The following is a 25,212-nucleotide window of genomic DNA, read 5'->3' as shown; positions in this document are numbered from 1 at the left end:
CATGCGCGTCATGACACAGGTCGCGATGGTCATGAACCTCGACAAGTGCATCGGCTGCCACACCTGTTCCGTCACCTGCAAGCAGGCGTGGACCAACCGGCAGGGCACCGAGTACGTCTGGTTCAACAACGTCGAAACCCTCCCCGGCCAGGGCTACCCCCGCCGCTGGGAGGACCAGGAGAGGTGGAAGGGCGGCTGGGAGCGCACCCGCTCCGGCAAGCTCCGCCTGCGCTCCGGCAGCCGCCTCAAGCGCCTCGGCAACCTCTTCGCCAACCCCGAACTCCCCGAGATCTCGGACTACTACCAGCCCTGGACGTACGAATACAAGAACCTCACCGAGGCCCCGGCGGGCGACGACCTGCCCACCGCCCGCCCGGTGAACACCCTCACCGGCGCACCCCTCGACACCATCGAATGGGGTCCGAACTGGGACGACAACCTCGGGGGCGCGGTCGAGCACGGGCCGCGCGACCCGATCGTGGAGAAGATCCGCGACGAGGTCGGCGAGAAGATCAGGTTCGAGTTCGAGCAGTCCTTCATGTTCTACCTGCCGCGCCTGTGCGAGCACTGCCTCAACCCGGCCTGCGTCTCGGCGTGCCCGTCCGGCGCGATGTACAAGCGCGCAGAGGACGGCATCGTCCTGGTCGACCAGGACCAGTGCCGCGGCTGGCGGATGTGCGTCAGCTCCTGCCCGTACAAGAAGGTCTACTTCAACCACCAGACCGGCAAGGCCGAGAAGTGCACCTTCTGCTTCCCGCGCATCGAGGTCGGGATGCCGACGGTCTGCTCCGAGACCTGCGTGGGCCGCATGCGCTACCTCGGCGTGATGCTGTACGACGCCGACAAGGTCGCCGAAGCGGCGGCGGTCGAGGACGAACACGACCTCTACCCCGGTCAGTTGGAGGCCTTCCTCGACCCGCACGACCCGGCCGTCCAGGCCGCCGCGCGCGCCGCCGGCATCACCGAGGAGTGGCTGGAGGCCGCCCGCCGCTCCCCGGTGTACGACCTCATCGCCACCTACCAGGTCGCCCTCCCGCTGCACCCGGAGTACCGCACGATGCCGATGGTCTGGTACGTGCCGCCGCTCTCCCCGGTGGTCGAGGCGGTCGCCGCGAGCGGCCACGACGGCGAGGACGCGGGCAACCTCTTCGGGGCGATCGACGCCCTGCGCATCCCCGTCGAGTACCTGGCCGAGATCCTCACCGCGGGCGACACCGCCGTCGTGGACGCGGTCCTGCACCGGATGGCCGCCATGCGCGCCTACATGCGGCGCGTCAACCTCGGCGAAGACCGCGACGAGACCATCGCCCGCGCGGTCGGCCTGACCGGCGAGGAGATGGAGGACATGTTCCGCCTCCTGGCGATCGCCAAGCTGGAGGACCGCTTCGTGGTGCCGAGCGCCGCCCGCGCGGACGCCGAGACACTCACCGAGGCGCACCCCTTCGAGGACGAGGGCTGCCCGGTCGCCGACCTCCCCGCCGAAACCCCCGCCCGCGTGATGCTCAACCTCGGCCCCACCCGGAGGAGCGCATGACCACCGCCACCCCGACCTCCGACTCCGTCACCCGGCTGGTCGTCGGGCGCTGCCTGGAGTACCCGGACTCGCGGCTGTACGCAGACCTGCCCCACCTCCGCACGGCACTCGACGACACGGCACCCCGGGCCGCCGCCCTCCTCCACGGCTTCCTCGACCACGTCGCCACCACCGAGCCCCTCGACCTCGGCGCGCACTACACCTCCACCTTCGACACCCGCAACCGCCGCTGCCTCTACCTCACCTGGTGGGCCGACGGCGACACCCGCCGCCGCGGCCTCTCCCTGGTCCGGGTCAAACAGCTCTACCGCGACCACGGCCTGGAGTACGCCGACGAGGAACTCCCCGACTTCCTCCCCGTCGCCCTCGACTTCGCCGCCCGCCACCCCGAGGCGGGCACCGCACTCCTGGAGGAGCACCGGGTCGGCCTGGAACTGCTGCGCCTGGCGGTCACGGCCGCGGACACCCCGTACACCGCCGTCCTCGAAGCCCTCTGCACCACGCTGCCCGGCCCCTCCCCGCAGACCAAGGAGGAGGCCAAGGCGATGGCCCGCAAGGGGCCGCCGCAGGAACTCGTCGGCATCGGCTCCCCGCTGGAACCCTTCGGCCCCGGCATCGACCTGCCGTGGCCGACCGCCGGAACCCGCACCCCGTTCGAAAGGCCGTCGGCATGATGGACCTCCTCCTGTGGGGCGTCCTGCCCTACGTCTCGATCGCCCTGCTGATCGCGGGCACCGTCTGGCGGGCCCGCTACGACCAGTTCGGCTGGACCTCGCACTCCTCCCAGCTCCACGAGTCGAAGCTGCTGCGGATCGGCTCCCCGCTCTTCCACTTCGGGATGCTCTTCGTCGTGCTCGGCCACGTCGTCGGCCTGCTGATCCCGCAGAGCTGGACCGACGCGGTCGGCGTCAGCGACCACACGTACCACCTCATCGCCGTCGGCACCGGAGCGATCGCGGGCGCGGCGGCGGCGATCGGCATCGGCCTCCTGGTCTACCGCCGTCTCAAGGTCCCCGCCGTGCGCCGGGCGACCCTGCGCAGCGACCACCTGATGTACACCTTCCTCCTCGGCGCGATCGTGCTGGGCCTGCTCGCCACGATCCTCAACTCCACGGGTGCGACGGACGGTTACAACTACCGCGAGGGCATCTCCCCCTGGTTCCGCTCCCTGTTCGCGCTCTCGCCGGACTACGCCCTGATGGCGGGCGCGCCCCTCGCCTTCAAGCTGCACATCCTCTTCGGCTTCACGCTCTTCGCCCTGATCCCGTACTCGCGGCTGGTGCACATGTTCAGCGCCCCGGTGAAGTACGTCTTCCGGCCGTACGTCGTCTACCGCAGCCGGGACCCGCACAAGATCCCGGCCCAGCGCCGGGGTTGGGAGCGCACCCGGTGACGCACCCCCGGGCGGCGGCCCCGCGCCGCCTCGTCCGCACACCCCGGCACGCCGTGGCCGACCGCCCCTTCCTGGTCATCTGGGAATCCACCCGCGCCTGCCCGCTGGCCTGCCTGCACTGTCGCGCCGAGGCCATCCCACGGCGCAACCCGCGCGAACTGAGCGGCGCGCAGGCCCGCGACCTGATGGACCAGATCGCCGCCTTCGGCCGCCCCCACCCCCTGTTCGTGATCACCGGCGGTGACCCCTTCCAGCGCCCCGACCTCACCGAACTCATCGCATACGGGACCGGCCTCGGCCTGCGCGTCGCCGTCTCCCCGTCCGGCACGCCGACCCTCACCCGGCAGAACCTGACGGCGGTACGGGACGCGGGCGCGGTCGCCCTCTCGCTCAGCGTCGACGGCTCGACCGCCGCCCGGCACGACACCTTCCGGGGCGTCGACGGCGTCTTCGGCCTGACCCTCGACGGCTGGCGCGCGGCCCGTGAACTCGGACTCAAGGTGCAGGTCAACACCACCGTCTCCCGCTGCAGCATGGAGGACCTCGCCGACATCGCCGCCCTCGTCCACCGCGAGAAGGCGATGCTCTGGTCCGGGTTCCTGCTGGTGCCCACCGGACGCGGCGCCGCACTCGACTCGCTCACAGCACAGGAGACCGAGGACGTACTGCACTTCCTGTACGACTGCGGAGCGGTCATGGCCACCAAGACCACCGAGGGCCACCACTTCCGGCGCGTCGTCCTGCAACGGGCCGCCCTCGCCGAACGCGGCGAACTCCCGCGCACCGGAGCGCTGCACGCCCGCCTCACCGCACGCGCGCACGCGCTCGGACTCTTCGACGGCGGACACCGAGCGGTGCGCCGGCCGCCCATGGACGTGTCCTCGGGGCGCGGCTTCGTGTTCGTCTCGCACACCGGCGAGGTGACCCCCAGCGGGTTCCTTCCGTTGTCCGCGGACAACACCAAACACCGTCCATTGATGGACATTTACCGTGAATCGCCACTCCTTCAAGAGTTGAGGGACCCCTCGCTGCTGCGCGGCAAGTGCGGCGTCTGCGAGTACAAGACGGTCTGCGGCGGATCGCGTTCGAGGGCGTACGCCGTCACGGGCGACTACCTCGCCGCCGATCCGTGGTGCGCCCACCGGCCGCCCGCGTGGCAGCAGGCCGGAGAAGAAGAGGAGTCCCCGTGCGCTCAGTGATCGTCATCGGCGGAGGCATCAGCGGCCTCGCCGCCGCCTGGGAGCTGCGCGGCAAGGCCCATGTCACCGTCCTGGAGGCGCACGACCGCGTCGGCGGCAAGCTCCGCACCGGAAGCCTGGCCGGTATCCCCGTCGACGAGGGCGCCGAGTCCCTGATGGCGTTGCGGCCCGAGGCCGTACACCTCGCCGAAGAGGTCGGACTCGGCGACGCCCTCTGCGATCCGGCCCCCGCCCCCGTCACCCTGTGGAGCGGAGACGCCCTGCGCCCGCTGCCCGCGGGCCACCTGCTGGGCCTGCCGCCCGACCCCGGCGTGCTCGCGGGCACCGGACTGCTCTCCGACGAGGGGCTCGCCCGGCTCGCCCAGGAGGAAGCGGTCCCGGTCCGCCCCGTCACCGCCGACGTCACCGTCGCGGACTACCTCGTCCCGCGCATCGGCCAAGAAGCCGTCGACCGCCTCGTCGAACCGCTCCTCGGCGGCATCTACGCGGGCCGCACCGACCAGCTCTCCCTGCACGCCGCCATGCCCGGCATCGCGGCGATCGCCGCCACCGGCGACTCCCTCCTCGCCGCCCTCCGCCGCCGGGCCCGACCCCGGCCCGCCACCGGCCCGAAGCCCGGCGTGGTGCGCGGCATCGCGGGCGGTACCGGCCGCCTCCCGCTCGCCGTCGCCTGCGCGAGCGGCGCCCGCGTCCTCACCTGCAGCACCGCCCTCGCACTGGAGCGCGTCCCCGGCGGACGCTGGAAGGTGCACGCCGTCACTGGACGAGGACCCCTCGTCCTGGACGCCGACGCGATCGTCCTCGCGCTCCCGGCGCACGCGGCAGCGCCGCTGCTGCGCCCGCACTCACCCGCCGCGCACGCCGAACTGGCGGGGGTCCGCCACGCCGGATCGGCCGTCGTCACCATGGCGTTTGCCCGTACGACAGCGGGCCCGCCGCCCGAGCTGAACGGCTTCCTCGTCCCCCCGGTGGACGGCCGCACGATCAAGGCCGCCACCTTCCTCTCCCACAAGTGGGCCTGGCAGCGGGAGGCGGCACCCTCGACGCTCGTCCTGCGCACCTCGGTGGGCCGAGCGGGCGAGGAACATCTCCTCGACCTCGACGACCAGCGCCTGACCGCCCTGGCCCATACGGAACTCACCGCCGCCGCAGGCCCGTTGGGCGAACTGCTCGCCGCAAAGGTCACCCGCTGGCACAACGGACTCCCGCAGTACGAGGTGGGCCACGCCGACCGGATCGCCACGATCCGCGAGGCAACCGCGCTCCTGCCGGGCATGCAGCTCTGCGGCGCACTGTACGAGGGCGTGGGCGTGGCGGCCTGCGTGGCGACGGGCCGGACAGCGGCCGAACACCTCCTGGAAGGCTGACTACCGCTGCCACCGCCCGCCTCCGGAGCCGGCGACCGGCACCCGGCCCCGGAGGCGGGGCGCGATCCGGTGCTCCGGCGCGCCCGAGGATCAGGTCTGCGGCGTGGTTCCGGGCAGGAACGTCACGTTCGCGGTGTAGAAGAACCCTCCGCCGCTGACGGTGTTGCCGGTGACCTCGACATCGCTCACGGGAGAGACATAGCCGCCCGCGGGCGCTTCCGCGCTCACGCGGACCGCGTTGCGCGAGGCGCCCGAAGCTCCTGCCTTCACGGTCACCCGGTTGTCGAGGATCCTGACCTTCGAGATGGGGTTCGGCCCGACGTGGACCGGGGGCTGGGCGAGCGTTTTGGCCGACATGGAACTGACGTAGACCCCACCGACGCTGTTGTTGATGGTGTTGTTCTGGATGGTGATCTCGGTGGTGTTCATCGCGCCGATGGCATCCCACTTGGCGTTGTCGACCGTGTTGCCCACGATCCGTACGCGTGCGTGGACCTGGCCGACCTTCTCGCCGCCGGTGTGCGAACCGACGAGCTTGGCCCAGGAAGGCTGGGAACCGGATGCACCCGCGTAGTTGTTCAGGATGTCCACCCCCACGGTCGGAGTGCCGTCGCTCGCTCCGGCCCAGGTGTTGTTGGCGAGGGGCAGATCGAGCTGGATGGCCTCGCCCTGCCACAGGCCCCAGGTCGGGTTCTCGATCCAGCCCAGGAAGGAACACTCCTGGACCACGGCCCGCTGCACGGCGTTGAGTTCGATGCCGTGCCACCACTTGACGTTGTAGACCGTCACCCCCCGGACCTCGACGTCATGGGTGTGGGTGAAGGTCAGGACGTTCATCGGCGGAGCCTTGTCGGCGCGGGCCCGTGCGGGCCCGGAATCCTCCCACACCCAGGCGGAGACGGGGTCCCACTCGCCGCCCTTGACCATGATGTTGCCCGGTGCCGCGTACCCCTTCGTGGTGGCGCTGGGAACGTGATTGATCAACATGGTGGAGGCCTTGGCGCCGGACACGGCCGGAGCACTGAACGCCCCCTGGCTGTCCGTCACGTACTCGGGAGTGGGCGAGTGCTGGTTCTTCCGGTCCAGCGTGTACTTCCGCATGACGGTGCCGAACTTGGCCACGAACCTCGCGCCGGTCGCGTCCAGGACGGTGTTGCCGCCGATCACCAGGGTGTTGAGCAGCGTGTAGGTGGGGACGCCCGCATATCCGGCCTTCACGATGATCCGGCCCTTGTCGTCGACCCCGTGCGGGCCCACCACGCCTGCCGCCGCGTCGTCCAACGCCTTGCGCAGCGTACGTACATGAGCCGCCTCGCCCGCAACGGACGGATTGACGCCCGCGGCTGCGGCCGGCCCCGCCGACACCACACCGCCCACGACGGTGGAAACCCCGGCCACTACGCCCCCGCGCAGCAGTCCCCGTCGACTGATCCCCGCCACTCTCCTGCACCACCCCTCGGCCACCGGCCGACTAGTTCGAACATTTGTCAGAGAATTGCCCAGCTGTGCGTCTGTGCGGTGATCCTATTCCGCACCACTGACACCGACGGCTCATCCGTCACTCCGCGCTGCGGCATCGCGGCGATCGCCGCCACCGGCGAGGTCTGCGGGGGAGAGCGGACGGCGGGGCCGCACCGGTCCGGCGTGGACCGGTACCTTCCGTGCGGCTTGCGTCAGCTCATCCGGTCCACGGTGTCCTTGGCCTCCTTGAGCCCTTCGCCGGTGAGTTCCCGGTACACCTTGATGGCTTCGATCTTCTTGCCCTGGCGGATCAGTTCGTGCACCCGCTCCATGCCGGGGAGTTCCGGCTCCGCCACGCCGAGGTGGTCGAGCAGCAGGTCCACCTTCCGCTCCAGCCGGGCGAGCCGCCGCTCGACGTTGTTGACCTTCCCCGACGGGGAGAAGGCGAAGAGCAGGGTGACGAGCACAAGGACGGCGGACAGCAGTACGGATTCCATGCCCGAACCCTATGACGGGGCGACAGACACCCCGAGGGCGGCCGGAACGGAACGCCTCGCCCGCCCGGCCGACGGCCCGGGGCGCCGAATGCCCCGGACCGCCGAAGTGCGCCGGACCGCCGCCCCGCGTCAGGAGCGGTAGTCGCGCAGGAAGAGCGAGGGACTGGAGTCCGTACGGGAGGCGTTGACGCCGTCTCCACGGGTGTAGTCCCTGCCCTCGTTGGCCCCCCAGTCCTGGATCGGGCCGCCCGCGCTCCTCAGGTGCTGGAAGGCGCTCGCGTCACCTGCGGCCGAGCCGAACTGGTACAGCCGGGAGGTGTCGCCGTAGGGGCGGTAGGGCTCGTAAGGGCCCGACGGGGTGAGCTGCTTGGCGAGCGTGTTGTGGAAGAAGACGTTCTGCGGGCCGGTGGAACCCGACCAGCCGACGCCCTTGCTGCCGGCCGCCCAGTAGATGGGCCACCAGGTGCCCTCGTCGCCCGCTCCGCCCTCGCCGCCGCAGTTGGTGTCGCACTCGCCGGAGGAGTGGTTGTACGGCACGCGGACCGTGTTGTTCTCGAACAGGTTGCGGCGCTCCCAGCCGCCGTGCAGGTTGAGGTCGGAGTCGAAGTCGTTGCCGATCGCGACGTTGCCGGACGCCGACCACTGGAAGGTGAAGTGGCGCAGGTTGCGGCTGGTGTTGGAGGCGTACAGGGAGTCCCAGACGCGCGATCCGCGCAGGTAGCCGTTGCCTCCCTTGCCCTTGTTCCAGGAGCCGTCGAAGGTGTTGCGCTCGATCTGGATGTTCCGGGCCACCTCGGTGACGACGGGGTGCGAGCCGACCATGTCGGCGCGCACGCCCCGCACCCAGGAGTCGCGGGCCCACTTGAAGACGATGCCGTGCATCGCGTACTCGGGGGCCATGTTGCCGTAGTTGTGCACGGCCTGGGCGGGGTTGAGCTGGTAGGTGCCGCCGCGCAGCTTGGGCAGGCCGTTCAGGTCCTCGGTGAAGGAGAAGTCCTCGAAGCCCACGTCGGTGATCATCTTCAGTGCGGTGACCTTGCTGACGTACGGCTTGCCGCCGACCCCCAGCGGCGGCGAGCCGTCGGAGGTGGAGTCCACGGGGACGTCGTACTCCAGCGGCTTGTCGAGGGTGACGGTGTGCTTGCCCGCGTCCACGGCGGTGATCGTGAACACCTGCTGGCGCATGTGGAGGTTCTCCAGGCGCCCGTCGTCCGCCGTGGCGCCCGCGACTTCCTGCGCCTGGTAGAACTTCAGGCTGTTGGCCGCGCCCACCCACAGGTCGCCGCCCGGCTTGAAGGCGTCCATCTTCGCCTTGGCGTTCAGCTGGACGATCCGGCCGCCCTGGCGGGCCGCGTAGTTGGCGTCTCCGGGGGCTCCGGCGACGGCCACGCCCGACTCCCAGTGCTGGTTGATCGAGCCCTCGAAGAGGTCACGCCGGTTCTCCGGGATCTTCGACGGGAAGCCGCAGATGCGGGCGTACTTCTCGGCGGCCTCCCTGGTCTGCACCCGGAACAGGCCGCGGCCCGGCCAGATCCAGCCGCCGGTGCCGACGTTGTTGCCGGTGGTGAACTCGCACTTGTGCTCCATGGCGGTCTGGTCCCAGCGCTCGCCCTTCGCGGTGAGGACGTCGTAGCGCGTGTTCTCGTCCGGGCGGAAGACGATCCGCGAGCCGTTCGCGGGGTCGGCGCCCTGGCCTCGTACGAGAAGGTAGGAGGCGTCCACGGACAGCTGCTTGCTGACGTTGAGCACGCCCCTCGGCAACTCGATCACCGACAGCCGGCCGGGGCCCGCGTGCGGGGTGCAGTCGTCGCGGATCGTGTCGACGGCCTTCTGGAGGCCCGCCGTGTCGTCCTGCCCGTCGTCGGCCTTCACCTGGAACCGCGACTCCAGCGCGGACGGGCCGAAGTGGCAGGCGGAGTCCGGGTTGCGGGCGGCGGCCGCGGGCAGCAGCTCGCCGCCCCGGTAACCGGCCCGGCTCCAGTCGGGCAGTCCGGCCACCGGACCGCGCCGGTTGCCCCGGCCGAGGTCCTGGCCCGGTTCGCCGACCGAGCCGTCCACGTCGCCGGGCGGGGCGGACGGCCTGCCCACGCAGGAGGAGGCCACCGGCTGCTCGCCGAGCTGCGCGGCGATCTTCGTCAGGCAGGCGGCGAGGGCCTGCTGACCGTACCGGTTGGGATGGATCGCCTCCTGCTGGTTGCCCTGGGCCTGCCACGGCAGGTCCTTCATCCCGTCGAAGAGGTACGGGACCCAGCGCACCCACTCGGCGTGCTCGGCGCCCAGCGGGGCCGTCAGCCGGTGGTCCGGTCCGGCCTGCCGCGTCGTCGTGCTGCACAGTTCGTGCCCGGCGAACGCGCTCTGGAGGTCCAGGAAGGAGACGGACGCCTCGTTGGCCGCGCCGCGCAGCATGGCGCTGATCCGGGGCACCACGGAGGTGTGCGCCCAGTCGCTGTCGAGGTCCAGGAAGGGGCAGCCGCCGCCCAGGTAGCGGGCGTAGTTGGCGGGCGGCACGGGGGCGTTCTCCGGGTCGCGGTAATTGCGGCCCAGGGGAAGGGGGTTGGCGTAGGACTGGAGCACGATCTGGTACGTGCCGTCGTCCTGCCCCGCCTCACGCAGCACGGTACGGATCGCCTCGACGGTCCGTACGACCTTGGCCCGCACCGGGTCGAGGCTCTCGGCGAACTCCTTCTCCTTGGCGCCCCGGCAGCCCTTGTTGAACAGCGAGGGGTAGAAGTACGCCTTGACGCAGTCCTGGAGGATGTCGGCGAACTTCAGGTCGTTGCCGCCGACGGAGAGCACCACCATGCGTACGTCGTTGCTCTGCGCGAGGGCGCGGAGGTCGTCGACCTGGGGCCGCTGCCCCTTGAACCCGGTCGTGGTGACGTTCTCGGTGGTGGCCCCGGAGCAGGCGATGTTGAAGCGCCGCTCCAGGGGTACGCCGTCGAGTTCCAGGCCCCTGATCTCGGCGGAGTCCGACCTGTCGCAGGCGTCGGCGCCCCGGTCGTAGCCGGTGTCGCCGTAGATCCGGGACACGTCGTGGTCGCAGGTGCTCTCGTCGGCGTTGCAGTTCACCGCAGCGCGGTCGGTGCCCCAGGCGGAACCGGCCGCCGAGGCCGCCGCGTTGCCCGCCCACCGGCCGCCCTCGCCGGAGATGTAGCTGTCGCCCATGGAGACCACGGCGGGCGGCGGACCGCAGGAGTCGTCGGCGGCCGCGCGCACGGCACGGGCGTTCGCCGTCGGGTTGTAGACGGTGCGGCTGCCCCAACTGCTGCCGCACGTCGGCGCGTTCGCCGGGGCGAACCGTACCGGCCAGTGGTCGGAGGTGCCGTTGCGGCCGTTGAGCGACACGGCGAGGTTCTCCAGCTGGTCACTGGCGATCAGGTAGTCCAGTGCGTACCCGGAGAGCTGGGTGGTGGCGGGGACGCCGTCGGGCCGGCCGTTCTGCGTGGCGTAGAAGGTGTTCGCGAACCGGCCGCGGGTGGGGGCGGCCGAGCTGTTGAAGTCGCCCAGGGCCCGCCAGCGCTGCCCGGTCATGGTCTGGGAGATCGTGTTGATCAGGGCGACGGTGTGCGGGTTGGGCGTGTCCCCGGAGCGGATCGACGCGGCGTGGATGTTGAAGTACCAGGTGGCACCCACCTGCACGCCGAAGGCGGGGCGGGTCCTGATCCACTTGTTGCCGGTGGCCTGGGCCGGGAACACCCGGATGCGGGGGGCGAGGGTGCTGAGGTCGTCGGGGGCGTTCTTCAGCCAGATCGCCATGGACTTCTGGGTGTTGCCCTCGGTACCGGTGTCGGGGTCGTCGTCGGCGCCGGTGCCCTGGCCCCAGGCCGCCTTGTCCAGGATCTTCAGATAGATCAGGACGCCGGGGGCCTCACGAGTCCCCGGCTTGCCCCAACGCGCCGCGCTGACCCGGTACTTGAGGCTGGGGAGCCCGGACGGGGTCTGGGTGGTGTCGGCGAGGTTGTCCAGGAGCACCTGCTCGTCCCGGAAGTCGCTCGGCGGCTTCACGGCCTCCTGGAGGGCGATCACGTCGGCGGCCTTGAGCAGGGACGACCTGACGGTGTCCCAGCGGGTGCCGCCCTGGGTGTTGAAGGTGATGGACGCCTCGGTGACGTCCTCGACGGCCTGTGCCGACGCGGGGGCGAGCAGGGTGACGAGGGAGGCGAGCAGTGCGGTGCAGAGCGCCTGCACGAGGGTGTGCCGACGCCAGGCTCTGGGTCTGGGTCTGTGCCGGAGGGCGCTGCGGCCCGGTGTGTGAAGGGAGTGCAGGGACACGGCGGTCCTCTTCTCTTGTCCGCGGGAGTTCGCGGGCGTCTGCGGGGGGCGCGGGATGCGGCCTCCCGTCCACCGGATGCGGTGGCACAACAGCGAGAGACTACAAAGTGGATCTTGGAATGTATGCCCAACCCCTGTGCCGTGGCGCATAACTGACGGTCCGTCGCCCTCACCCGCACTCTATGATGAGGGCCTTTCGTGAAGATCGCGGAGCGTCGTTCCGGGCGGTCGGGACCGGGCCGCTGCGGCCCAGAAGGTGGTTTCCCATGAAGACGAGATCCATCAGGACGATTCTCGCCGCGGGCGTCCTCGCCGGTGCGGCGCTGCTCCTCCCGGCGGCCCCCGCCACCGCGGCCAACCCGCCGTACGCCGACTGCCCCGGCTGGGCACTCTGCCTCTACCAGCACGGCGGCGGCACGGGCTCCAAGGCGGTCATCACCCCCGCCTCCGGCAACGTCAACCTCTACAGCGTCCACTTCCTGAACGGGGACCTGGCCAACAACCAGGTGTCGTCCTGGCTGAACAACTCCACCTGCCAGGTCAAGTTCATCGACGACCCCGCCCACTACTCCGACCTGGACTTCACCCCCAGCAACCAGTACGGCGCCAGGGGCGACTGGGCCGGCGCGTACGCCAACGACAAGCTGACCACGGTCCAGTTCTACTGCCCGTGAGGCGAGCGGCCCCGCCGTCAGCCCGCCCGGTCGGCCCCGGTCAGCGCAGCGAGCGGATCGCCGGGCTCGCGGCGACCAGGGCGGCGCACGCCAGTACGGCGCTCCCGCAGACCACGAACAGCGTCGTCGTGCCGTACGGGAGCAGGACGCCGGCGATCGTGTACGAGAACGGGTCGAACGCCACTGTGGCCAGCACGACGAGGCTCAGCACCCGGCCACGCAGCCGCTCGGGCACGCGTTCCTGCAACGTGGCCACGATGACCACGCCGAGGAACGCGGACCCCAGGCCGACGAGGGAGACGACGGCCGTCGCGGCGACGACATGAGGGGCGGCGGCCAGTCCCGCCACGCCCGCGCCGATCGCCGCGACCCCGCCGACCACGGTCCACCCGCGCCGGGTGGGCGGCCGCCACCCGGCGAGCAGCGAACCGGCCAGCGCGCCCGCGCCGAATCCGGACAGTACGATGCCCAACGCGCCCGCACCGCCGAGGCGTTGATCGGCGAGCACTGCGCCGCCCACGATCACGGGGCCCACGACCGCGATGTTGATCAGGGCGACGGCGGCCAGCATCCCGCGCACCAGCGGTTCACGCCAGGCGTAGGCCAGACCTGCGCCGAGAGCGCGTGCGCTGCTGAGCTGCTCCCCGTCGACGGCGTCCGGGCCGGCGTCGTCCCGGGGGCCCTCGCAGTCCCCTCCGTTCCGTATCGCCCGGTGGAGGGCCGTGAGGGCGAGCGCGGCCAACGCGGCCAGCACCGCGATCCCGCCGAGTGTCGCTTCGAAGCCGATCGCGGCGACGACTCCGGCAGCCACCGCCGGGCCGACCAGATCGCCCCCCGACTCCGCACCCTGCACCAGCGCGTTGACCCGGGACAGCTTCCCGGCCGGTACGACGGCGGGCAGCAGCGCCAGCGCCGCAGGGAAGTACGCGGCGTCGGCGACGCCGAGCAGCGCGGCGAGCAGCGCGACCGAGGTCACCGACGGCGAGGCGAAGGTGACCAGGGCGCCGAGGGCCAGCAGGACGGCGACCCGCAGCCAGGACGCGCCGACCACGACGCGGGCCGCGCCGACGCGGTCGACGAGTACCCCGGCGGGAAGCAGGAGCGCGGTGCGCGGCAGCGCCACGGCGACCAGGACGAAGCCCGTGGCGATCCCGGGCTCCGACAGTTCGAGCACGAACAGGGTGAGCCAGACCAGGAACAGCGCGTCGACCACGGCCGCCAGACCCTGGCCGACCACCAGGCGGCGCAGCTGCGGTTCGCCGAGCGGTTCGCGCGGCAGGGGCCGGTCCTTCGGCTCCGTCGTCATCGCGATCTCCCCGTGCCGCGCTGCTCGCTGACCATCAACGTCCTTGCCTCCACCAGCAGTTGTCGGGACCGGCGTTGTGCCGTCAGGCGATGTGCGTGCCGCCGTCGACCACCAGGGTGGTGCCGGTGATGTAGGACGCCGCGTCGGAGACGAGGAAGACGAGGGTGGCGGCGAGTTCCTCGGGCCGTCCGACGCGGCCCGACAGCACGCGCGGCAGCATCGCCTCCAGGTAGCCGTCGGCATACCCGTCGGTCATCGCGGTGTCGAAGAGGCCCGGTGCCAGGGCGTTCACCCGGATGCCCCGGTCGGGGGTCCACTGCTGGGCCAGGTCGCGGGTGAGCCCGAGGAGCCCGGCCTTCGACGCCGAGTAGGCGGCCTGCGGCAGACCGCCCGTGACCAGCGCGAGGATGCTCGACACGTTGACGATGGAACTGCCGGGCGGCATCACCGCGCCCGCGGCCTGGGCCATCCAGTAGGAGCCGTTGAGGTTGATGTCGACGACCTCGCGGAACTGCTCCGGCGTCTCCTCCGTCGCGGGCCGGTCACCGCTGACCCCGGCGTTGTTGACGAGGATGTCCACCCGCCCGAAGGCGTCCACGGCCGCGTCGACCAGCGCCCGGCAGTCCTGTGGCCTGGCCACGTCGGTACGTACGGAGACGACCCGGCGGCCGAGCTTCTCGACGGCCGTGCACACGGCCTCCAGCCGCTCGGCGCGACGTGCGCCGAGCACGACGTCGGCACCGGCCTCGGCCAGCGCGGTGGCGAAGGCGACGCCCAGCCCGGACGAGGCTCCGGTGACCACGGCGACGCGGCCGTCGAGGCGGAAGCGGTCGAGGACGCTCATGACCGGTGGTCGGCGATGTGGCGCACCACGGCGTCGACGGTTCTCAGCTCGGAGAGGTGGCCGTCGGGGATCTTCACGTCGAACCGGTCCTCGATCACCACGGTGATCTCCACCATCGACAGGGAGTCGATGTCGAGGTCGTCGGTGAACGCCTTCTCGCCGGTCACCTCGGCGGCGGGGATGCCGGTGACCTCCTCGACGATCTTGGCGATGGCGTTGAGGACGTCGGTGGTGTCCGTCACGGGTTTCTCCTTCTGCGGTCGGTAGGGCCTGCTCCGGGTTTCGGTCGGTACGGCTTGCTCCGGGTTTCGGTCGGTACGGCTTGCTCCGGGCGGGGACGTCAGACCCCGAGGCGCCGTCGGTAGGTGAGGAGGGTGCGCAGGAAGCCGTCCATCTGCTCCTCGGTGTGGCCCGCGTGCGGGAACAGGCGCAGGAGCGCCTGGTTGCGCGAGACCGCCGGGTAGGAGAAGACGGGCACGAGGTAGCCGTCCTCGACGAACCACTCCCGCATCTGGAGCGCCGCCGCGTCGCTCCCGATCGGCACCGAGAGCATGTACGAGTCGGTCGGCGTCGTCGGGGTGCCCGCCTCGTGCATCTGATGGCGGAGGCGTGAGGCGTGCGCCAGGTAGTCGTCGACGATCCGCGGATCGTCCGCGAGGGCGTCGATGGTGCGCGTGGCGGCGTGGGCGGTGGGCGGCTGGATGGCGGCCGTGAACATCGAGGTGCCGGAGAGCAGTTCGAAGGCGTCGACGGCCGACGCGGGTCCGGCGATCACTCCGCCCTCCAGGCCGATCGCCTTGGACAGGGACACCATGACGAAGTCCGCCCGCTCCCGGATCGCGGCCGCCTCCCGGGCGTACGGGCGGTGCTCGGGCCCGTAGACCATGAAGCCGTTCGCGTCGTCGATCATGCTGACGGCGCCGTGCCGGTCGCACGCGTCGAGGATGTCCGCGATCGGCCCCATGGTGCCGTCGGCCGAGTAGATGCTCTCGGCGATCACCACGGTCTTGCCCGGCGGCACCCGGTCCAGGACGCGTGTCAGGTGGGCGACGTCGTTGTGCCGGAACGCGTGGACGTTGCGCCCGTAACGGAGTCCCTCCAGGCCCTTCCAGATGCTCCAGTGGACGTCGCGGTCGACGACGAAGACGGTGTCGCGGTTGCGCACCTCGATCCCGGCGTCGAAGTGCGCGGCACTGCTCATGGCGTGGACGAACCCGATGTTCGCCAGGAGCCCGGTGGCGAAGCTGATGGCCCGCTCCTTGCCGGTGTGGCGGGCGACCGTCTCCTCCAGTAGTTGGTGCGGGCGGCAGATCCCCTGTGTCATCCGGGACCCACTGGTGCTCAGGCCGTGGGCGAGAGCCCCCGCCGCGAAGTGTTCGCGTACCGGGATGTGGCGTTCCAGGTCGAGGAAGCTGATGCTGGCGAAGTTCACCAGCTCGCGGCCGCCCTGGACGATGGTCGGCCCGACGGGACCGTCCACCACCGGCGGGCGGTACGCCGTGTCGTGGGTGTTCGCCTCGACGAAGGCGGCGAAGGCCCACGGAGCCAGGCGGTCCACGGACGGTGCGGCGGTGCGGGACGTGGTCATGGTGTGGCTTCTCCTGAACGAGGGGCGCGGGGCGGCAGGGGTTCCAGGGCGGCGGCGAGGTGTCCGAGCGAGGCGGTTCCGGCCAGCTCGTCCGACGCGACCCCGGTGAATCCGAACTGGTGGAGCAGCGCCAGCAGACGGGGCACGGCGACCACGGTGATCCCGTGGTCGGCGAGACAGCGGTTCATGTCCACCGCGTCGGGGCTGGCGACGGCGCCCGTGCCGACGGCGGACACGGCGGCGGCCAGCACCCGTTCCGTACGCGTCGCCGGTGGACGCGACGGGATCCGGAGGATGTCCGGGGTGCTGCCGGGCGGGTCGGGCGCACGGGTGGACTTGTGGCCCGTCGGGGACAGGACGTAGCGGCCGGGGGCGATGAGACCGGGCACTTCGCCGAGGTGGTCCAGGACGTGGCGGTGCAGGTCACTGGGGGTGACACCGGGTGCGGTGCGCACCTGCGCGACGAGGTGCGGTTCGTCGTCGTCCTCCTGCGGAATGTCCTCCTGCGGAGTGTCCTCCCTGGGTGCCACGGCCGCGTCGCGTACTCCGGGATGGCCGCGCAGTACGTTCTCGACCTCGGCCGGGCACACCCATCCCTGCGGGGCGCGCCACCAGCCCGGTGCGGCCGGTGCGGACGGGCGTGCCGGGAGCGGGCGGTCCGCGCCGTCGGCGAGCGCACGCAGGAAGGCGCACAGCCGGACGGGCAGCGCCAGGGCCTGCTCCGCGTCGAGCAGGTGATCCCCGACGGTGACGTCGAGGGTGACGGCGCCCTCGTCGAGAGCGAGGTCGACGTACAGCGTCTCGCAGGGCTCGTCGGGCGTACTGCGGATCCAGGAGGAGGCCTCGTCCGGCGGGGCATCCGGTGTGGGGACCAGGTAGTTCCGTGGCCAGGAGTAGCAGTTGTACTCGATGGTCGGTACGGTCACGATGCCGCGGCGGCGGTCCATGCGGGCCTGGGCGGCGACCAGTTCCGCGGGACGCCACCGGCCGTGCCGGTAGGCCGCGGCGGAGGCGGCGGCGACCGAGGCGACCACCTCGCCGAACCCCGCTCCCGGACGCAGGTCGATCTGCACCGGAACCGTCAGGGCGTGGACGCCGACGCTCTCGCGCAGCGCGGCCCGGGCCCGGTTGGAGACCACCACCGACGCGAGGAAGCGGTGTTCGCCGGTGCGGGAGGCGATGAAGTGGGCCAGCGCCGCGAGCATGACGACCTCCGGGCTGACCCGGTGGCGCCGGGCGACGCGGTGGAGGTCGTCGTAGGCGTCCGCCGAGCGGTGCTGGAGGCGGTGGCGTCCGCCGCCGTCCCGGGCCCCGCCGAACGGGGCCAGTACGCCGGTCGGGTTGCCCGCGAGCCGCAGGAGCCACTCGCGCTCCGCCGCACGGGCGCGTTCCAGGGGCTGATCGGCGAGGACGTCGAGCGGGTGCACGGATGTCACCGCCAACGGGCCTTCACCGCTGAGGAGTTGGTGGAGCTGGCCCAGCAGTATCGCCAGCGCCCAGCCGTCGATCAGCAGGTGGTGGGCGGCGATCAGGACCGCCCGCGGCTTGCCTCCCGCCAGCAGCACCCTGGCCCGCCAGGGCGGCGTGCGCGCCGGGTCGATCGGGCGGGCGGCCAGCTCCGCCGTGGCGGCCGCCAGCGTGGCGGCGTCGACGGCGGGGACATCGAGGTGGTCGACCGGCAGCGGGGCCCAGTCCGCGCGGTGCACGTGCTGCACCGGGCGGAGCGCGTCGACCGTGCTGCGCAGCGCCTCGTGGCGGGCGGTGAGTGCCGCGAGTGCCTCGTGGACGTCGGCGACGGTCGCCGGGGGCGGTACGTGGCAGTGGTCGGCCAGCGGTGTCGGGTTGACCCGCCGGGGTGCGGGGATGGTGTGCTCGAACCAGTGCCACTGCTGGATCCAAGTCAGCGGTCCGCTGCGAGTGCCGGCGCCCGGGGGCGGTGCTGGGAGACGGTTCACGGCCGGCACCTCAGACGGTCCGGACCACGAGAGCTGCGTTGTGCCCGCCGAAGCCGAACGAGTTGCTGAGAGCGACCCGCAGGCGCTCGTGGTGCTGCGCGTGATGCGGCACGAAGTTGATGTCGGGGGCGAGCGGTTCGTCGCAGTTGATGGTCGGCGGGACGTCGCCCGTGCGCAGGGCCTGGATCGACGCCACGAGTTCGACCGCTCCGGCGGCACCGATCATGTGGCCGGTCATCGACTTGGTGGAGCTGACGGGGATCCGGGTGACCCGGTCGCCCAGCACCTTGCGCAGGACGGCCGTCTCGGTGGCGTCGTTCAACTGCGTTCCGGTGCCGTGGGCGTTGACGTAGTCCACGTCCGCGCCGGTGATTCCCGCGTCGCGCAGCGCCGCCTCGACGGCGAGGCACGCGCCGCGTCCCTCGGGATGGGGGGCGGTCCAATGATGGGCGTCGGAACTCGCCCCGTAGCCCGCGAGTTCGGCCAGGGCGGGCGCCCCTCGCCCCTCGGCGACCTCGGCGGCCTCCAGCACCACCACGGCGGCTCCCTCGCTCATCACGAACCCGTCGCGCCGCGCGTCGAACGGGCGGCACGCCGCGGCCGGATCGTCGTTGCGCCGGGACAGCGCGCGGGCGTTGCCGCTGCCCGCGAGGTCGACGGCGGTGACGCAGGCGTCCGCGCCGCCGACGACGACGATGTCGGCCTCGCCGTGGCTGATCATGCGCATCCCCGCGCCCACCGCGTCCGTACCGCTGGCGCACGCCGTGCTCTGGGCGCGGCTGGGCCCCTGGGCGCCGAGCCGCATGCTGATCTCTCCGGCGGCGCTGTCCATGGCGGTGGTGACCTGGGCGAAGGGGCTGATGGCCCGCGGGCCCTTGTCGCGGAGCGTGTTCGCGGCGCGGTAGATCGAGCCCACCGGGCCGTAGCCGCTGCCGATGATCACGGCGACCCGCGGTGCCAGCTGCTCGTCGACGACGAGTCCGGCGTGCTCACAGGCCTCCAGGGCCGCGGCGAGTGCGTACTGTGCGTACGGGTCGGCGCGACGGCTGACCTGCGGAGGCATGGAGAGGCCGGGATCGAACCCGCGGACCTGGCCACCGATCCGTACGTCGAGACCTGTCGTGTCGATCCCCTCCACGGCGGCGATGCCGCTGCGCCCGGCCAGCATCGCCTTCCACGTCTCGTCGACGCTGTGACCCAGCGGGGTCACCGCCCCGTACCCGGTGACCACCACCCGGCGTCGGGCCCGGTCTCGTGCGTCGGTCACTGCGGAACCACCTCGGCGTCGCGGACGGGCGGGGGGACGTCGTCGGGGGAGACCGGCACCATGAGCACCACCGTGCCGCCCCGCGCGCAGCGCCCTCGCGCGGCACGCAACTCGTCGGTCAGCGCGGCCTTGTCGTGCAGTACGCGGCAGTGGACGTCCGGGCCGTCCACCACGGGCGGTGGCGCACCCGGGCGGGTGAAGGGGTAGCTCGCGGCGTCGAGGCCGAGGCGGGCGCGTTCGGCGTCCAGCCAGCCGTAGCCGCCGTTGCACAGCACCACGTAGAGAACGCCGCCGTGGTCGGCCGCGGTGAGGGCGATGTCCGCGCGGGCCGCGAGGAACGCGCCGTCGCCGACGAACGCGGTGACCTCATGGTCCGGGGCGGCCCGTTTCACCCCGATGGCCGCTGCCGCTCCGAAGCCCAGCGGGGTCTGCTCCGAGGGCACGACGGAGCCGCCGCCGACGTGGAAGGGGAAGCAGTACGACCACATGTCCTGCAGCCCGTTCTCCTGGACCAGCACGCGGGGCCCTTCGGAGGTGGCGTCGAGCGCGGCGAGCAGTTCGGCGATGCGGATGTCCGGCAGCGCGGCCGCGCGGGCCAGCTCCGCCTCCACCTCCAGCGCCATGGCCTTGCGGGCGTCGGCGATCGCGTTCGCCCACGACTCGGCCGCCTCCGTGTGCCCGGCCCCGTGGTCCTCCTCCGGTGCCCGCGACCAGCCGAGCACGGCGTGCCGGGCGTCGCCGAGCACGCGCGGGCCGGCGAACTCGGCCGACAGCCCGCCCGGGTCGACGTTGACCTGCACCACCGGGACCGGCGGCCACGGCGATCCGCCCTCGGCGACCGTCTCCTCAAGCCGCCCGGCGAGCGACACCACCAGGTCGCAGGACGACCACAGTTCACGAGCGGGGGCCGCGGCGTAGAGGCCCGCCACGCCGCAGAACAGCCGGTGGTGCTCGTCGACGGAGCCCCGGCCGGACGCGGTGGTGAACAGCGCCGCGCCGAAGCGCTCCGCGAAGCGCTCGACCACACCGTCGTCGTTGCGGTGCCGCATTCCGCCGCCCACCAGCACCACCGGGCGCCGGGCCGCGCGGATCGCCTCCAGCGCCGCTCCTTGCGTCACGGTGACAAGCTCAAGTGCCAGTGCTTCGGGGCGAGTTGGGGGTGGTCCGGTGAAGAGGACCTCGGTCGTGCGGACGTCGTCGGGTATCTCCAGGTACACGGGTCCCGGCGGCGGCCCGAGGGCCCGGGTCAGCGCCGTCACCGTCGCGGGGACGACCCGGTCGGGATGGCCGATCCGGTGGGCCCACCGTACGAGAGGAGCGGTCACGGCGACCTGGTCGAGCTCCTGGAACCCGCCGCTGCCCCGGCGCCGCTCGGGTGCGCCGGCGGCGAGCACGAGGACGGGCGCACCGGACTCCCGTGCTTCGAGCAGCCCGGTGGCCGCATGCGTGACGGCCGGCCCCTTGCCCAGCGCGCAGACGCCGAGCCGGCCCGACTGGAGCGCGTAACCGGTCGCCATGTACATCGCGTTGCGCTGGTCACGGCAGGGTACGAAGCCCAGTCCCGCGGCGTCGGCGGCGCGCAGCAACTCCAGGTCGTCGGCGGGCAGTCCGAACAGGACGTCCACCTCGTTCGCCACCAGCAGGTCGACGATCGCGTCCCACGCGCCCGCGTACCGCTTGCTCGCCCGGGTCACTTCCCACCCACCGTGCTGGGGGCGGCCGTCGGCAGGTACTGTGCCGCCGCCTGCGACATGAGCAGGGGTTCGGCGTGCCGTTCGCCGTTGTAGGAAAGGTAGTTGGCCCGCATGCCGAACCCGCCGAACGGGCGGTTGCCGTCCTCGGAGTCCAGCAGCGTGTGGTTGACGCAGGTGTGGTGGCGCCGGGACAGGATCTGCACGGTCTCCGGGTCGTCCCCGTAGACCATCGCACCCAGCGCCCGTTCGCTGAAGAAGGGGCTCGACAGCCGTTCCCGAAGCAGCCGGGCACCGGGGTAGGCCACGACGTTGAACACCGGGGCGAACATCTCGTCGAGGGGGATCTTGTCGTCGAATCCCCACAGCAGCACGGTCGGTTCGATCCTGCGGGACGGCAGGTCGATGAGCCCGCCGTGCCGTATGTGACGTGCGTGGCGCACCAGGTAGTCCGAGCAGTTCACCAGCGCCGAGTCGTAGTGGATCGGTCCGTAGTCCGCGGAAGGGTCGTCGTTCTGCCCGAAACGCAGCGATGCCAGTTCGGCGGACAGCAGGCCGACGCATTCTTCGGTACGCCCCTTGGGCGCGAATACGACGTCGGGACCCAAGCAGTCCTGGCCCGAGTTGTAGAGCCGGATTTTTGTGAGGTCCTGAACCGCGCGTTTCATGTCGGCGTCGGGTGCGATGACGAAGGGGTTGAGTCCGTGGCCGAAGTAGAGGAAGAGCTGGTCCTCGGCGAGTCCTTCGCGGACGGTCTCGGCATTCTCGAATGTTCCGGTGAAGACGATGAGGTCCGCCTCGCGCACCGGACCCGTCACGAACTTGCGTCGGCTGAGTTCGAAAAGCTCGATGGGTAATCCGTGAACGGGTGCCAGCAGGGCGTGCAGGCGCTGCATCTGGTTTTTGTTCTGCGTGGACGGCCGGAAGGTGATCCGGTCGCTGTAGAGGGACGCCACGAGCAGATAGAGCGCGTAGGAGTAGAGCGGGATGTTGGAGGGGACGAACACTGCGGTCCGCGGCACGTGGCCGGGCCGGACGCGGAGGATCTCCTCCTCGGCTCCGTCGAGGGTGGCGAGGAACGAACGGAGTTCGGCGGCGGCCGTCTGGTGGGGCGAGACCTCGGTGAGGATCCCCAGCACCGTGTCCTCGTTGTCGGCGACGAACCGGCGTACGGCGCGCAGCGCCTCGACGCGATCGGCGAAGGGGATCCGGTACTCGGCTGCTCCGGCTGCTCCGGCCGCCCCGGCCGTCGAGCCGGACGCGGCCGGGCCGGGCGAGGCCGCGCCGGATGCCGTCGAACCCGGCGCGGCCGGGCCGGTGGTCGTGTCGTGCGACGCGTACAGCGAGGTCATGGCGATCTTCTCCAGAGCGGCCTGGTTGGGCTTTCCCGTGTTCGTGAGAGGCAGCGCGGGAAGCACGATGACGTGGTCGGGCTGTTCGTAGCGGGCGAGCACCGGGCGCAGCAGGCGCTTCCAGTGCGCGGGCTCGCGCTCGTCCGGATCGGCGATCACGAACACCAGCCGGGAGCCCAGGCGCGGGTCGGGGACGGCGACGACCGCCGTCCGCGCGCCGGCCGACTCGGCCCGTTCGGCGAGGTGGTCGGGGTACAGCGTGTGGCCGTCCCGGTGCACGGCGCGCTTGCGCCCGACCGGGAAGACGCGCCCGGCGTCGTCGAGCAGACCGATGTCACCGGTGCGGTGAACGGGTCCCGAAACCGGAACGATTTCACCGTCCTCGCCCAGATGACCAGTCATCAGGCCCTCGCTGCGCACAACGAGTTCGCCGATTCGGCCGGGGGGAAGCGGCCTGCCCCGGTCGTCGTGGACCTCGACGGTCACGCCGGGCAGCGGTGTGCCGCACCCGACCGGATCGGCGGGGGGCGCCAGCGCGATGTTGCCGACCTCGGTCGACCCGTAGCCGTCGAGCAGGTGTCGGCCGGTGCGGGCGTGGAAGCGGGCCGCCAGGGTGCGGCCGAGCGGCGCGCCGCCCACGCACCAGGCCCGTACCGACTCCAGCGCGTCGGCCAGGGCCGGACGGTGGTCGAGCAGGTTGAGCAGGCTGTAGTAGGTCGACGGGGCGGCGTCCACGAGGGAGAGGCCGTGGTCGACGCCCACCGCGAGTGCGTGGTCCAGGCGGGTGGTCGGCCCGTGGACCACGAGGGTGCCGCCGCCCAGCCACCAGCAGAGGACCAGCGACAGACCGTACTGGTGGGAGTACGGCAGGACGGGCAGGAAGACGTCGTCGGGCCGGTAGCCCATGCGGTCCGCACTGAGGGCGAGGTTGTCCAGGATCGAACGGCCGGAGCGGACGATGCCTTTGGGGGCGCCCGTCGTACCCGACGACCACGCGATTGCGGCGTCCTGACGCCGTGCCCAGGCCGCGAGGTCGGGAACGGCCACCGATGCTGGGGCCGGGGCCGGGGCTGGGGCTGGGGCTGGGGCTGGGGCTGGCGCTGGGGCCGGCGCCGGATGCGGAATCACGGTGTCGCTCGTACCGTCGCCGATGTCGAGCACCACGCGTGCCCGGGACCGGATCTGCGACCGCTGGGACGGGGTGGCTCGATGGTCGGCCAGGACCACCGAGGCGTCGAGGTGGATGAGCGCGAGCAGACGGACGACCCATTCCAGAGAATTGGCCCCGCTCATCATGACCCGCGAACCGGGTCCGATGCCGCGCCCGGCAAGAATGTCGGTGACACCGAATATGCGGGCCGTTATTTCGTCCGTCTCCCAGATCTGCCCCGCGGGCGCTATCAAGCGTCTGGAGATGGGCAACTCGTGCTCCTTAACGCCAGGGGTGCGTTCGACTTCCTGGGCATGCACGTTTGCAGAAACCGCAGTCCCGCAATCTCACCGATTTCCGCTCGGCGATGAAGACGAAAGCGACTATGCCACGACCGCGAAAAGGCGTCGAGTGGTGCACCGGCACTCCGTGGTACGCGTGGAACTGCTGGGTTTGCAGTGAAGCCAGAGGTGTGATGCGTGGCCAGTTCCCGCCGCCGAATTCTCGGCGCGAGCGCTGTTCGTATACAGGCGGAATTCATCTTCGGCCGGGAGCGGGACACGGATGCCAGGGAAAGATTCCCGCCGAAAATCACCTTCCCCCTGGCGGCAACACTTGATCTTGCCGGTGCCTTCGGTCCGGGACCGTCCACGCGCCCGACACCGCCGCCCCGACGGGGCGTCGCGCGTTCACGGTGCAGCGGCGCCGACGAACCGGTCAGCGGCAGGCCCACTTTGCGCAGCCTGCGCAACCGGTCCGCGTGCGCCGCAGACCGCGGTGCGGCCCGTCGACCACGAACTCGTCCGCTTCGGGGAACCGTTCCGGGGCGGCGAAGACCGGCCGAGCGCCGCACACCGCCGCACACCGCCACACGGAGGCCGAGAAACGCAGGGTGGCCGGGGGCCGACCGGCTGGAGGTTTGCCGCGAAGCGTCCTGCTGACGTTGCCGCGGACGCTTGCGTATCCGCAAGGCGTCGGACCGTGGAGTCGGCCCGCCGGGGAGATTCGGGTCAGTCCCGGCCGGGCTCGGCCAGCAGCCGCCGGTGGAGCTCGGTGGTCATGGCGTGGATGGCCCGGGTCAGTTCGGTGTTCGTCCTCAGCTCCAGTTCCTGCTCGACGAAGTCGTGGTCGGCCTTCGCCTGCTGGAACTCAGCCTGCCGGTTCTGGCCGATCATGACGAATGTCGACAGGAAGATCGCCTCCAGGGAGACGATCAGCGTCAGCATGGGCCACGGGTTCGCCTCCACGAACAGCATCCACACCAGGAAGCCGACCGCGTGAAGGTAGACGAACACCATGGAACCGGCGAACTTGGTGATCGCATCCGCGACGCGCAGTTGCACATCACCCGCACGCTTGGCCCTGTGGGCTGCCACCACCGGATGGTGCCGGTCCGGGGTCCCCGGGGTCCCTCGTTCACTCATGGCGTTCCTGCTCCCTCGGGCTGCGCGACGAAGTGTCTGCTGCCGCTTCCGTACGAAGAGCGCGGCGTGGGCCACCACGCTAGGGGAGACAGGGAGTTCGCCGCCCCGACAGGCCGCACGGATCCCACGGATGCGTGCCGAGCGCCCTTCCGGCTCCCGATGATCCTTTCAAGTAGGGCCGGTTGGCCCGCTGTACAGCCCTTCGGCCCACGCTGCGGACTCGTTGACCGCCGGACAC

18 protein-coding genes are annotated in these 25,212 nt (G+C 71.5%); 6 read left to right on the top strand and 12 right to left on the bottom strand.

All coding sequences use genetic code 11. The features are described 5' to 3' along the window. Position 1 precedes the first annotated feature (1 nt). From narH to hemG, 5 genes are read left to right on the top strand one after another with little or no spacing between them, the layout of a single operon-like run. Complete coding sequence (narH, locus tag ACIO3O_RS00770; RefSeq protein ID WP_401740208.1) at positions 2-1,534, top strand: nitrate reductase subunit beta; 1,533 nt, start codon at positions 2-4, stop codon at positions 1,532-1,534. After that, positions 1,531-2,208 carry a nitrate reductase molybdenum cofactor assembly chaperone gene (narJ, locus tag ACIO3O_RS00765; protein WP_401740206.1) on the top strand — a complete coding sequence of 226 codons (678 nt, stop codon included), beginning with the start codon at positions 1,531-1,533 and terminating at the stop codon, positions 2,206-2,208. The genes narH and narJ overlap by 4 nt, the downstream gene beginning before the upstream one ends. Next, positions 2,208-2,927, top strand: coding sequence for a respiratory nitrate reductase subunit gamma (narI, locus tag ACIO3O_RS00760; RefSeq protein WP_401741813.1), 720 nt, complete (start codon positions 2,208-2,210; stop codon positions 2,925-2,927). The genes narJ and narI overlap by 1 nt, the downstream gene beginning before the upstream one ends. Continuing rightward, positions 2,924-4,126, top strand: a complete 1,203-nt coding sequence (locus ACIO3O_RS00755) for a TIGR04053 family radical SAM/SPASM domain-containing protein (protein WP_401740204.1) — start codon at positions 2,924-2,926, stop codon at positions 4,124-4,126. Before narI ends, ACIO3O_RS00755 begins: the two co-directional genes overlap by 4 nt. Beyond that, on the top strand, positions 4,114-5,493 hold the full coding sequence (hemG, locus tag ACIO3O_RS00750) for a protoporphyrinogen oxidase (RefSeq protein WP_401740203.1): 1,380 nt from the start codon (positions 4,114-4,116) through the stop codon (positions 5,491-5,493). Before ACIO3O_RS00755 ends, hemG begins: the two co-directional genes overlap by 13 nt. A gap of 90 nt (positions 5,494-5,583) precedes the next feature. Here the strand turns inward: hemG and ACIO3O_RS00745 are convergent, their stop codons facing one another. From ACIO3O_RS00745 to ACIO3O_RS00735, 3 genes are all read right to left on the bottom strand, one after another. Further along, the gene (locus ACIO3O_RS00745) at positions 5,584-6,891 is read right to left on the bottom strand and encodes a hypothetical protein (protein ID WP_401740201.1); all 1,308 of its coding nucleotides are present in this window, start codon (positions 6,889-6,891) and stop codon (positions 5,584-5,586) included. Between the two features lie 275 nt (positions 6,892-7,166). Continuing rightward, a complete protein-coding gene (locus ACIO3O_RS00740) occupies positions 7,167-7,451 on the bottom strand; it encodes a ribosomal protein L7/L12 (protein ID WP_401740200.1) in 285 nt (94 codons plus the stop codon). A 129-nt stretch (positions 7,452-7,580) separates the two neighbouring features. Then, complete coding sequence (locus ACIO3O_RS00735) at positions 7,581-11,639, bottom strand: hypothetical protein (protein ID WP_401740199.1); 4,059 nt, start codon at positions 11,637-11,639, stop codon at positions 7,581-7,583. Between the two features lie 350 nt (positions 11,640-11,989). Between ACIO3O_RS00735 and ACIO3O_RS00730 the strand changes: the two genes are divergently transcribed. Then, positions 11,990-12,397, top strand: a complete 408-nt coding sequence (locus ACIO3O_RS00730) for a peptidase inhibitor family I36 protein (RefSeq protein ID WP_401740198.1) — start codon at positions 11,990-11,992, stop codon at positions 12,395-12,397. A 40-nt stretch (positions 12,398-12,437) separates the two neighbouring features. Here ACIO3O_RS00730 and ACIO3O_RS00725 read toward each other — a convergent pair whose 3' ends face one another. From ACIO3O_RS00725 to ACIO3O_RS00685, 9 genes are all read right to left on the bottom strand, one after another. Beyond that, positions 12,438-13,703: an MFS transporter gene (locus ACIO3O_RS00725; RefSeq protein ID WP_401740197.1), complete on the bottom strand. Its 1,266-nt coding sequence runs from the start codon at positions 13,701-13,703 to the stop codon at positions 12,438-12,440. 82 nt (positions 13,704-13,785) lie between these two features. Continuing rightward, positions 13,786-14,547, bottom strand: a complete 762-nt coding sequence (locus tag ACIO3O_RS00720) for an SDR family NAD(P)-dependent oxidoreductase (protein ID WP_401740195.1) — start codon at positions 14,545-14,547, stop codon at positions 13,786-13,788. After that, entirely contained in the window at positions 14,544-14,789 is a 246-nt protein-coding gene (locus ACIO3O_RS00715; RefSeq protein ID WP_401740194.1) for an acyl carrier protein, read from the bottom strand. The genes ACIO3O_RS00720 and ACIO3O_RS00715 overlap by 4 nt, the downstream gene beginning before the upstream one ends. 98 nt (positions 14,790-14,887) lie before the next feature. Continuing rightward, positions 14,888-16,135, bottom strand: coding sequence for an aminotransferase class I/II-fold pyridoxal phosphate-dependent enzyme (locus ACIO3O_RS00710; protein ID WP_401740192.1), 1,248 nt, complete (start codon positions 16,133-16,135; stop codon positions 14,888-14,890). Continuing rightward, positions 16,132-18,090 carry a condensation domain-containing protein gene (locus ACIO3O_RS00705; protein ID WP_401740191.1) on the bottom strand — a complete coding sequence of 653 codons (1,959 nt, stop codon included), beginning with the start codon at positions 18,088-18,090 and terminating at the stop codon, positions 16,132-16,134. The genes ACIO3O_RS00710 and ACIO3O_RS00705 overlap by 4 nt, the downstream gene beginning before the upstream one ends. Before the next feature lie 10 nt (positions 18,091-18,100). Then, positions 18,101-19,357, bottom strand: a complete 1,257-nt coding sequence (gene fabF, locus ACIO3O_RS00700) for a beta-ketoacyl-ACP synthase II (protein ID WP_401740189.1) — start codon at positions 19,355-19,357, stop codon at positions 18,101-18,103. Further along, on the bottom strand, positions 19,354-21,051 hold the full coding sequence (locus ACIO3O_RS00695) for a thiamine pyrophosphate-binding protein (RefSeq protein ID WP_401740188.1): 1,698 nt from the start codon (positions 21,049-21,051) through the stop codon (positions 19,354-19,356). Before ACIO3O_RS00695 ends, fabF begins: the two co-directional genes overlap by 4 nt. Beyond that, positions 21,048-23,822, bottom strand: coding sequence for an aldehyde dehydrogenase family protein (locus ACIO3O_RS00690; RefSeq protein WP_401740187.1), 2,775 nt, complete (start codon positions 23,820-23,822; stop codon positions 21,048-21,050). The genes ACIO3O_RS00695 and ACIO3O_RS00690 overlap by 4 nt, the downstream gene beginning before the upstream one ends. Before the next feature lie 738 nt (positions 23,823-24,560). Beyond that, entirely contained in the window at positions 24,561-24,926 is a 366-nt protein-coding gene (locus tag ACIO3O_RS00685; RefSeq protein WP_401740185.1) for a DUF1003 domain-containing protein, read from the bottom strand. Between the last annotated feature and the right edge of the window lie 286 nt (positions 24,927-25,212).

This window comes from Streptomyces sp. NPDC087440, from assembly GCF_044744005.1.
GTDB lineage: Bacteria > Actinomycetota > Actinomycetes > Streptomycetales > Streptomycetaceae > Streptomyces.
The sequence above is the reverse complement of the archived record's forward strand: the minus strand, read 5'-3'. Positions and strand labels throughout refer to the sequence as shown.

What these genes read in the sequence shown, in the direction of transcription:
- ACIO3O_RS00740 (WP_401740200.1), bottom strand. Translation starts at nt 7,451, where the DNA reads ATGGAATCCGTACTGCTGTCCGCCGTCCTTGTGCTCGTCACCCTGCTC.
- narI (WP_401741813.1), top strand. Translation starts at nt 2,208, where the DNA reads ATGGACCTCCTCCTGTGGGGCGTCCTGCCCTACGTCTCGATCGCCCTG.
- ACIO3O_RS00710 (WP_401740192.1), bottom strand. Translation starts at nt 16,135, where the DNA reads ATGACCACGTCCCGCACCGCCGCACCGTCCGTGGACCGCCTGGCTCCG.
- narJ (WP_401740206.1), top strand. Translation starts at nt 1,531, where the DNA reads ATGACCACCGCCACCCCGACCTCCGACTCCGTCACCCGGCTGGTCGTC.
- ACIO3O_RS00720 (WP_401740195.1), bottom strand. Translation starts at nt 14,547, where the DNA reads ATGAGCGTCCTCGACCGCTTCCGCCTCGACGGCCGCGTCGCCGTGGTC.
- ACIO3O_RS00725 (WP_401740197.1), bottom strand. Translation starts at nt 13,703, where the DNA reads ATGACGACGGAGCCGAAGGACCGGCCCCTGCCGCGCGAACCGCTCGGC.
- narH (WP_401740208.1), top strand. Translation starts at nt 2, where the DNA reads ATGCGCGTCATGACACAGGTCGCGATGGTCATGAACCTCGACAAGTGC.
- ACIO3O_RS00730 (WP_401740198.1), top strand. Translation starts at nt 11,990, where the DNA reads ATGAAGACGAGATCCATCAGGACGATTCTCGCCGCGGGCGTCCTCGCC.